This is a genomic window from Acidobacteriota bacterium (assembly GCA_040756905.1).
Lineage (GTDB): Bacteria > Acidobacteriota > Aminicenantia > JBFLYD01 > JBFLYD01 > JBFLYD01.
Genome location: JBFLYD010000014.1, coordinates 44,610 through 55,255 on the forward strand (window position 1 = coordinate 44,610; position 10,646 = coordinate 55,255).

At 33.9% G+C, this 10,646-nt stretch carries 8 protein-coding genes; 2 read left to right on the top strand and 6 right to left on the bottom strand.

Going from position 1 to position 10,646, the window contains the following annotated elements; all coding sequences use genetic code 11:
- From AB1410_01920 to glp, 6 genes are all read right to left on the bottom strand, one after another.
- Positions 1-1,950, bottom strand: a complete 1,950-nt coding sequence (locus AB1410_01920) for an HD domain-containing phosphohydrolase (GenBank protein ID MEW6455458.1) — start codon at positions 1,948-1,950, stop codon at positions 1-3.
- Between the two features lie 36 nt (positions 1,951-1,986).
- Entirely contained in the window at positions 1,987-4,047 is a 2,061-nt protein-coding gene (locus AB1410_01925) for a PilZ domain-containing protein (protein ID MEW6455459.1), read from the bottom strand.
- Positions 4,048-4,269: 222 nt separating this feature from the next.
- On the bottom strand, positions 4,270-5,340 hold the full coding sequence (locus tag AB1410_01930; protein ID MEW6455460.1) for a N(4)-(beta-N-acetylglucosaminyl)-L-asparaginase: 1,071 nt from the start codon (positions 5,338-5,340) through the stop codon (positions 4,270-4,272).
- A 370-nt stretch (positions 5,341-5,710) separates the two neighbouring features.
- A complete protein-coding gene (locus tag AB1410_01935; GenBank protein ID MEW6455461.1) occupies positions 5,711-7,306 on the bottom strand; it encodes a D-aminoacylase in 1,596 nt (531 codons plus the stop codon).
- A 30-nt stretch (positions 7,307-7,336) separates the two neighbouring features.
- Positions 7,337-8,251 carry a DUF6599 family protein gene (locus AB1410_01940; GenBank protein MEW6455462.1) on the bottom strand — a complete coding sequence of 305 codons (915 nt, stop codon included), beginning with the start codon at positions 8,249-8,251 and terminating at the stop codon, positions 7,337-7,339.
- Positions 8,252-8,356: 105 nt separating this feature from the next.
- Positions 8,357-9,583 carry a gephyrin-like molybdotransferase Glp gene (gene glp, locus AB1410_01945; GenBank protein MEW6455463.1) on the bottom strand — a complete coding sequence of 409 codons (1,227 nt, stop codon included), beginning with the start codon at positions 9,581-9,583 and terminating at the stop codon, positions 8,357-8,359.
- A gap of 183 nt (positions 9,584-9,766) precedes the next feature.
- Here glp and AB1410_01950 point away from each other — a divergent pair, with 183 nt between their 5' ends.
- Together AB1410_01950 and AB1410_01955 are read left to right on the top strand one after the other, a co-directional pair.
- Positions 9,767-10,210 (top strand): Rrf2 family transcriptional regulator, encoded by a 444-nt coding sequence (locus AB1410_01950; GenBank protein MEW6455464.1) that lies wholly within the window; start codon positions 9,767-9,769, stop codon positions 10,208-10,210.
- Positions 10,207-10,548 carry a hypothetical protein gene (locus AB1410_01955; GenBank protein MEW6455465.1) on the top strand — a complete coding sequence of 114 codons (342 nt, stop codon included), beginning with the start codon at positions 10,207-10,209 and terminating at the stop codon, positions 10,546-10,548. The genes AB1410_01950 and AB1410_01955 overlap by 4 nt, the downstream gene beginning before the upstream one ends.
- Positions 10,549-10,646: the final 98 nt, after the last annotated feature.

The window sequence follows — 10,646 nt, forward strand, 5'->3', positions numbered from 1 at the left end:
TTATTTCTTAAGACTAACTGAGTAGGTAATTCTATTATTATATTCTTTATTATAGTACCTGATAAATGCCTCAACAACCTCTTTATCAAAGTGCACACTACTGTTTTCTTTGAGAAGTTTAAATGCTTTATCAATGGGCATTGCAACCCGGTAGTGACGTTTTGATGTTACAGCTTCAAAAAAGTCAGCCACAGCTATTATTCTGGCTCCCAGGGGAATCTCTTCTCCTTTAAGATTTTTTGGGTAGCCACTTCCATTAGCTTTTTCGTGATGAGCCCCTGCAATCTCAGGAATCTTTTTATAAATTCCTTCAAATTCTATCTTTTCCAATATGTTTTTGGTTTTTTCCACATGACTTTTTATTTCTTCATATTCTTCGATGTTGAGCTTACCCTTTTTTTTCAAGATATCATCCCTTATACCTATTTTGCCATAGTCATGTAATAATGAAGCTACTCGAATTACTTCACAGTAATCCTTTGACATACCCATCTCATAACATATTCCTACAGCATATTCAGTAACCTTTTCAGAATGTCCTGCAGTCAGTGGATCACGGGCATCGATGCTTGCTGCTAAAGTCTGTAATATTGAGTTAAATTGACGCTCCTTAGCCTCCATAAGCATAGCATTACGAATGCTTATCCCGATTTCAGGTGCTATACCCATGAGCAAATTCATATCGGTCTGAAGCAATGGTCTTTTCGTTTTTATATTATCTACTGCAAGGATTCCCAATGACTCTTCCTCGGAGGTTATGGGACAGCAGATAAAAGACCTTGCACCCATTTTCTTTGCAAATTCAACACTACGAGGTGAAAGGTCTTCTTCTATCTCATCTATGTTATTTATCAAAAAAGGTTTCTGTTCACGGAAAGAGACAACAAATACTCCTCTTGATTCAGGTCTATCTAAATGGAAACTGGCATTTTCCAAGATATTCAATTGATCATCAGTGTATCCAAAGCCTGCTCTGAACTCGAGTCTTGTCTTATCTTTATTTGCTAAAAGAATCATTCCCCGGTCATAATCGAGCCGTTTTTCTAATATTTGTATAACTTTCCATAAAATACTATCAATGTTTATATCCTTGCTAAGGGCAAGCCCTATCTCATTTATCAAAAGAGCACTATTGTAATTTACATTAATCTGGTCCAAAAGTTTATCAGTCGAATCTCTAATGTTGTTTATGGCAGCATTTAATTCCCTTTTTTCTATATTTTTAGCGTACAGGGTCAATAGTAAAATGAGATAAATCGAAACTGGTAAAGCCACGAAAAGTGCAACCTCTGAATACATGGAATAAAAACCGAAGCAGACTGCAGAGAAAAATAAAGCTGCATAATTTCTCATTTTTTTCCAGAAAACAGCCTGTGATTCTTTCCAAGAAACAATGTAACGGCATACCTTTCCTCCTTTGAAGAGACACTCAGGATGTTCTATCCTCGGCAACCGAGAGCTAAATCCCAAAGCAATGGCTTCAAAATATCCGATTCTATTTTCACACTGAAAGGGTTTCTCGTTAACTCCCTCGTAAGGTGTAACAGTTATTTCAATCTTGTTGGAACTTATCTTCTTTGATTCATAAACTGATGATTTAGTGAAATTAGAGGCAACTTTTCTTACTATCTCATAGACTTTTAATGGGCCGAGTAAACCTAGGATATACTGTCTCATTACCCCTATTGCATCTGGCGATGCTGAGTACCTGCCTGCTTCTCTTGCGATGTTTTCGTTTCGAGTCAGTTTTACCAGCCTTTCATAGAATAGGTCGACTTGTTCTTGTGTAAACCAATGTCCTTCATCTTCAACCTGATAAGGCTCTATCTTTGCATAATTTAACAATTCAGAAACATTTGCATAACTATATTTTATTTTAATAAGCTTGATAAATGTATTTATTATTCTACTGTTGTATAAAGGTTGATTATCTCTCTTCAATGATTCCATATAAGCACCTTCTAAATAACATACTATATCTCAATTTTATTCTAATTTATTGTGAGTGATTAAATCTTCCATATATTTTAAGTAATGCTCTCCTGCTACTGGAACATTCAAGACCCAAAGATTATATATTTTGTCAGAGGAGATGGATTTTGCTTCAATATCCTTAACAGGATAGAGGAGTATTGGTATTTCATCTTGCTCATAATATTTGGATAGCTGTGAGAGGCCTGAAAAGAGTATATTATGAGGAAGACCTTCCGAATCAAGGATAATAACATGTATACAATTAGTCAGGCTCGACATGTTCAAACCAACATCCGAAATGGTTACCAGGAAAATTGCTTTAAGAAGCCCATCTCTCTTCAACGAAAAAAGATGCCTTTCCCTCTTAAAACCAAGCTTTTGATATTCTTTGCTTAGTTCATCACTATCAATCATATCTGGTTCTAAATCCAGTGCATTAAGCATAAGGCCTCCAGATATGTATTCATAAAAACCACTTAGTTCTACTAAGTCATCAGGCTGAGTTTTTTCTAATGACCATGCTCCTGAAAAAGTTTTCTGATCAAACTGATCAAAAGCTCTTAAGAAATGGAGATAAGCAAAAATGTCATGAGAACACCCTTTTGGGTTATCTAAATATTTGGTAAAGCCTCCAAAAACACGATTTGGAAACTTGTTGTCAGGTCTGAAGTAACAGATTATAAAATTCATTCTGGTTGAATATAGGCGATAAAAATCATTTACATAACGACCAATCTGATTTAGCACAACCAGACCTGCCCTGTTAAACTCTGACCGGTTAGCTGCGTGGTGATGAAATAACCATGTATTTTCATAAAAACGGAGCATGGATATATGACTATAAATTATTCCTTTATCTTGATAGATGAAATGTCTTGCTATTGTCGGATTCTGAACATAAAGCTTCATATAAGTCTCTTTAAACTTCTCCTTGCTTGCATGGATAAATGTATATTTTTCAGGATAGATAAAGCCTGACTCAAAAAAGAACTTCCACAGAGCCTCCAAATCCACTACATTACAGACATAGGATTTTCTATTCGTTAATTGATGCAGAAAGCTTGAAATCTTAACCTGATCCTGAATATCAATATCTAAGATTGCCATACCACATTTTACAAAAGCTCTTTTCTCATCGGTTTTATATACATTACTATAAACAACTTGAACCTTGCACCTGATCATAAAATTATTTGCAAATTCTAAGTAGAGTTCTGGAATAATCATCCCAGGTAAAAGTACAGAACTATCGTAATATTCTTCTACTGAAAAGCCAGAGCCAGACAGATCATCAACTTCAAGAGTAATCATTTTATTTGTAAAAGGATGCCTGAAAAATACATTTGGCGAAGGCATTAATTTATGTCTTGAACTCCGGATTTCTTTAGGATTAAACCTTATTATATTATTTTTTATAGGTTTTAATACAAAGATCCTTGTTTTTTTATTAAAAGTTTGTCTGATTATCCTGCATTCCCCTGAATAAAGAGTCTCCTGATCATTCTTAAAGATTACATAAACTGGATGTTCAGGGTTAACCCATTGAAATGATTGGGGTGGTTCAGCTGATACCTTTACGCTAAAAGAGACGGCACTAAATTCAAGAAGAATCCCATGAAATACTACACCATTCTGAATAAATTCAACCTTAATACCTTCGCAAGGATGTCTTTTCACCTTTCGAGAACTAACTTCGTAACAAATTTCAGGAAGGTCAAAACTAATACCTTCTTCTGTTATTTTTTTAACTTCTGGTTTAACAAGAATCAATTTCATACCGTCATTTAAGATGAAATTTATAAATTTATATAAATTAATTTTTTGGGAAAGCCCTGTTTTGCTAACCCAGTAACAATCTAAGTTATTTCCCACACATGGCTTGGGCTTGGCTTGAAGTGAAATAATATTACCATATTTCAAGTTTTTAAAATTTACAAAGATAGTACCGTCTTGAAAATTAATGTAATTTAGAGTGTTTATTAAATGCTTTTTACTGATTTTTTTTCCTTCTTCTAATTTGCTTCTCTGGTTATCGGGATCAAACAATTGAGCAATTTTTTGTAGATTACTCATTCTCATCATTATTTATCACTAATTTCTCTATAATTCAAGCATTCTTTTAATAGAGTTTTCTAAGTTTTTCGTTAGTCGAATTTTTTGCCTTTGAAATAATTAAATACATCAGAAAATAAATGGAAAGAATCCTTTCTCTTAAGACTTTATAATGAAAATAAATTGAAAGAAAGCGAAAAATAGAAATAAAAATTGGAGAAAGCTTAACTCATTTAAATTGATTTATTTTCTTTTAAATAGATATGCTGAGTCTTTTATTCTATTTTCTTTCCCATCATGAACCACATAGCTTGAGCCACTCCAGATAGCAGCGCCTGCATATTCCCCTTTTTTATTCAATGTATAAAAATTCAGATTAAAATTAGGTCTTCCATTGCTATCTAAAAGATGGGGTTGTTTTTTCGATGTGTATGCAATTCTTTCAAGTGTTTTTAAACATGCTTCTTCAGGAGATAGTCCATTTCTCATATATTCCACCACTGTAAAGCTTCCTAAATTTAAAATATTTGTCTCTCCCCTTCCAGTGGAACCGGCAGCTCCCACATCATTGTCCACATAAAGACCGGCTCCGATTATAGGAGAATCTCCAACCCTTCCAGGTATCTTAAAAGCCAAACCGCTTGTTGTGGTAACACCTCCAATGTCTCCTTTAGAGTCAATAGCTAAACAGTTTATCGTCCCGTAATGTTCCACATACCGTCTTATTTCCTCTTCAATCTCTTGTTTCTTTGGGGGAAACCAGTCATCCTTATCTGAAAGGGTTTCCTTCCAGTAGAGCCATATCTTTCTTGATTTTTCTGTTAGCAAATTCTCTTCTTTAAAGCCATGGGCTTTTGCAAATTTTAAAGCTCCTTCTCCCACAAGCAAAACATGGTCTGTTCTTTCCATCACAAGTTTTGCAACCTTTGATGGATTTTTAATGTTTCTCAATGAAGCCACAGCACCAGCATTATGGGTAGGACCATGCATAACAGATGCATCCAGCTCAACCACTCCTTCCTCATTTGGAAGCCCCCCATATCCAACACTGATATCTTCTGGATCGTCTTCAATAATATTAATCCCTGCAATAACTGCATCCAGTGGATCAGCACCAGCTTTTAACATTTCCATAGCTTTCTCAGTTGCCCTCAATCCATTTCTGCTTGAAATGGCTAAAGGACCACCTGAATGTACTATTTCTTTTTTTGTATTATTAAACCCAAAAATGTTTGATCTGTTCAAAAGACTGACTCCAGCTGTAATACCAGCGATTGATTTAATAAAATTCCTTCTTGAAAAATCCTTAGACATAATTGTCCTCCTACATTAAAATAAATTAAACACAATTTAAAATCAATTTAACCCTCAGATCAAGAGAAAATAAATTGATTATAAGTGAAAAAATGATTTTATTTCTATTTTATTTTTTGCTTTTCTTTGGGGGGAGGTAACTTTGATAGATAAGACTTAACATTTTCAAATGCAAGAGTAGATTTTAATAAATTAGTCCTCTCGATATTTTTAATCTCTCTATTCACATTTTCGATTCTCTCTGATGGAGATGGATGTGTTGAAAGAAATGTTTCAAGCTTACTAATTTCTTGCCCTTTAATGCTTTTAAATTTTTCAATTTTTTAAATGATAAAAATGAAAATAGGCATACTTCAATATAGAATGAAAATTAATCTGCCTTTTTTCCATAAAGAATCATTCCTGGAAATTTCCGGGTATGATTTCCATTCTCTGCAACAATTTCTCCGTTTACAAATACATATTTGATACCTTCAGGATATCGATGGGGAGAACTGAAATCAGCTCTGTCCTTTATCCTCTCTGGATCAAATATTACTATATCTGCAAAATATCCTTCTTTTATCATCCCTCTTTTCTCAAGTCTTAATGTCTGGGCTGGAAGGGATGTCATCTTTCTTATTGCATCTTCAAGCTCTATCATGTTTTTTTCTCTTACGTACTTGGAGAGAATTCTTGGAAATGTCCCATACGAACGAGGATGGGGAAATCCCTCTCCATATTTTATAACTCCTCCATCCGAGCCGATCATGTTAAAAGGAAGCTTCATAATCTCTTCCACATCTTTTTCATCCATCTGAAAAAATATTGCCTGAGCTCCACCGTTTTTTTCAATTTCAATAATTAAATCTGCTGCATTTTCTATAGTGGGCTTTTTTCCAATCATATCCAGTATTTCTTCCAAATTTCTTCCCTCAAAAGCTCTGTCGTATGGATAACTGACTATGTAAATCCCCTGGAGCTTGTTTATTCCTCTCTGGGATGTCAATCTGTTATTTATAATAGTATCTCTTATTCTCTTATAATTCTCATTATCTTTGATTCTCTCGATAAATTTCTCCCTTCCTCCTTCAAGAGCCCAGGATGGAAAACTGCTGGAAAAACCACTGCTCGTTGCTGTATAAGGATACTGGTCTGTTGTTACTTCGATCCCTCTTCTTCTTGCATTTAAAATTGGTTTGAGAATTTTGTCAATTTCACCCCACACCACTTCATCGGCAAGCTTAACATGAGATATTTCAACAGGAATCTTATTTTTCTCCCCTATCAGTATAGCTTCTTCAATTGCCTGTTCAATGTATTTTCCCTGGTTTCTTATGTGGGAGGCATATATTCCATTGTGTTTTGCTACTACCATCCCCAGCTTTACCAATTCCTCAGTCTTTGAATAAACTCCTGGCATATATGCCAGACCTGTAGACAAACCAAGAGCTCCTGATTTCATTTCTTTTTCTAAAAGCTCCATCATTTTATTCATTTCCTCTTCTGTCGGGTCAGCCATTTTCAGTCCCATAACCTCTTTTCTTATTGTGTTGTGCCCCACTAAGGATCCGAAATTTAATGATATACCTGTGTTTTTTATTTTTTTAAAAAATTCTTTAAGGGGAAAAACAGAACCTCCACAGTTTCCGCCTATTACTGATGTAACTCCCTGTAACACATAATTATAAGCGGTTGGCACTTCAAGTATTCCTCTATCAGCATGTGTATGGATATCTATAAAACCAGGACAAACTATAAGGTTTTTAGCATCTATAATTTTTTTTGCTTTCTTTTCGGAAATCACACCAACTTTTTTTATTTCTTTATCGATAATCCCCACATCACCCATAAACCAGGGATTTCCAGAGCCATCAATTATCAATCCATTCTTGATAACAAAATCATATTTTCTGGAAAAAATGATCCATCCAGAAAAAAGGGAGAAAGAATACATTAAAATGAACACATATTTAGTTAACCTCATTCTTCCCCTCCATCCTTAATCATATAATTTTTATGATTTTTTTTCTCTGATTCTTTGGAGGATTTTACTGAGATAAGAAAAGGCTATACCTTTATCGATGCCATCAATTACTCCTATTAAATGTTTTCTGTATTTTACTACATAAACCTCTCTGTGATAAGGATCTCTGCTGAAGAAAGCCTCTTCTCCTAATCCGGATATTTTTTCAGCAAAAATACCTTGGAGACTTAAATTATTTTTATAATCACTAAACATCTTCTCTATTTCTTTGATATTATCTGAAAAGATAATAAAAACTCGGAATTGCTTTCCATTGTATTTATAATTTGCTATAAAACCCTCCTTTAAAAATAAATAACCTAAAACTCCCTTATTAATGAATATCTCGCTATTTTTTATCTTATTCTGCTCAGGAAAAAGAGAAATTATAGGAGGATTCTCATTCTTTCCGGGTAATTTATTTGCAATAACTTTTGCGCTTTTAATAAGTACATTCTTAAATTCATCTCCCGCATCAAAAGTAAGAATTTTGATGTAGAATCGATCTTTCCAGAAATTTAGTATAAATTCTTCAAAATAACCCTCAGCTCCAACCTCTATAAAATTGGCTTCCGGAGGCCTCTCATTGCTATAAATTCCAAAAGCATTATTAACATCCTTCATCTCATACAAATCTACAATAAACGTATATCTGGATTTTCTCTTAAATTCATACTCAACGTTAATAACTTTTTTAAACCCATAAGAATTGTAAACTTCAGCTGCTCCATTTATATATTCGTAGAGATTTTTAGGATAAAAATATCTAAGTTTTTCAACGATTCGAAGCCCCGGTATATCTTTTTCTAAAGGAAGATAATCCTTCAAATCAGTTAATTTCTGTGGGAACAAACACAGAACAGTAAAAATTACAAATAACATTATAAGAATTTTTAAAAAGTTCATTCTTTTCTCCAAATATTCCTTTTACATATATAATTTAGTGTTGCATTTTCGATCTGCAGAAATTTTTCTTATTTTTTTTAAATTTTTTTAATAATAAAAGGAAAATCAAATCAGCAAACAATCAATTTTTTCGCCATGGGGGATAAATTTAACATCTTCGGGAATAACGATTAAACAATTTGCAAGAACCATTGATTTCAAGATTCCTGATCCTTGAGGTCCTGTTGTTTTTACAAATGCTCTATCGCCGTCAAACCTTATGATTCCTCGCAAAAAATGTCTCCTCCCTCCTTTTTTCTTTATCTCTTCTTCAAGAATTGCTTTTACGATCGGTAGATTTTCTGGTTTTTTCCCCATCATTTTTAATATGGCAGGTCTTACGAATAAGAGAAATGAAGTAATGTTTGAAACAGGATTTCCTGGAAGTCCAAAGAGAGGCTTTCCATGAACCTCTCCGAAGACAAGGGGTTTTCCTGGCTTGACAGCAACCTGCCAGAAATAAATATTTCCATTTATAGAAATTAAGGCTTCCCTTACAAAATCATATTCTCCAACCGAGACCCCTGCTGAGGTCAAGATTAAATCTGATTTCATGATTGCATGATTTATCTTATCTTTTATCTTGGCTAAATTATCCCGTGCAATTCCCATATTTATAGGAATTCCAGAATATTTCTTTATTAAAGAAGCTAAAGCATAGAGATTTGATTCATATATCATGAATTCTTTTAGTTTTTTCCCAGGCTTAACCAATTCATTCCCCGTAGCAATTACAGCAATTTTAGGCTTTCTTATAACTTTCAATTTAGTAAGACCAAGGGAAGCAGCCATTCCAATCTCAGCTGGACCTAATACCCTTCCCTTTGACAAGATTAGCTCTCCTCTTTTAACATTTTCTCCTGCCAATCTTATGTTCTCTCCTGGGCTTTGCGAGACAAAAATTTTTACATATTCTTTTCTATCTACAATTTTTTTAGTATCTTCCACTTTTACAACTGTATCTGCTCCTTCTGGGATAGGAGCTCCTGTCATAATTTTTACTGCTTTTCTTTCCCCAATTTTACATTTAGTTTTTTTACCTGCCCATAACTCCTCAATCACCTCTAAAACTACTGGTTTTTCAAAAGAAGCCCTTTTAATGTCTTCACTTCTGACAGCGTATCCATCCATGGCAGAATTATTGAATGGTGGTATGTCTATGGGGCTGATTACATCTTCCTGAAGAACTAAATCAAGGCAATTCAAAAGTTCAGTTTCTTTGGATTCCAACGGATTGATTTTACTCAATATTATGCTCAAAGCTTCTTCAAAAGAAACCATTCTTCTTTCCACAGTCATCTCTTATAATAAACAAAGCTTTTTTTGTCAAATCAGCTCAAAAAAATAAAATTTCCTCTTGACAAATAAATTTTACTAAAAATAAAATATTACTGAAATGGTCATATTTTTTATTATAATTAAAAAATGTAAGAAATACAATCTTTTATCAACTAAAGATTTAAGGAGTATTAATAATTGAAATTAAGTAAAGAAACTGAATATGGGATTCGAGGGCTCATTTTTTTAGCTAACTATCAAAACGAAGGCCTAGTCCAGGTTAAGAAAATAGCTCAAGAAGAAGGTTTGCCTCAGCCACTGCTTGCAAGAACTTTCCACCAGCTGGCACGCGCAGAAATTGTGACCTCTTTTAAGGGAAGAAAAAAAGGATTCAGTCTATCTAAACCTCCTGAAGAAATTTTTTTGACAGATATTATTACTGCAATAGAAGGCCCTGATATATTCAACCGGTGTATCTTCTGGAGTGAGAATTGCTATGGTCCTGAAAATCCATGTCCTCTCCATTTTACCTGGTCAAGAATAAAGGAATCATTCGTAACATTTTTTCAAAGGATTACTCTGGCAGATTTAGTAAAGATAAATTTAGAAAAACAATCTTTCTCAAAAAAGAAGGGACTTTGAAATTATATGATTCAATTCTTCTTTTTATTTTTATGGAGTTAGACATGAAAAAATTAATTTCAGAAATTATAGCACTTTTCCTTGTATTGATTGCATCCTTAGGCGTTATACTTGGAACAATTTTGTTCAAAAACAATTCAAACCCAGAAATAGAGCTTCTTGCAAGAGCTCCTGAAAGAGGAAACTGGTATCCAAAAAAAATCAAAGTTGAGAAAGATAAAGAAGTAAATATTTTGATAAGGAATGTGGATACGGTTTCCCATGGTTTTTATCTCCCTGCGTTCGATATAACAGCAGGAGAAATTAAAGCTGCATATTCCGATGAATCTGGCCACTGATTCTGATTGAAACCGGCCACCTGTCGGAGCGAAGTGACGCTGAATTTTCATTATACCTCAGAGTGGCTGGATTGAGTCAAGGATGACTTTCTTTTCCT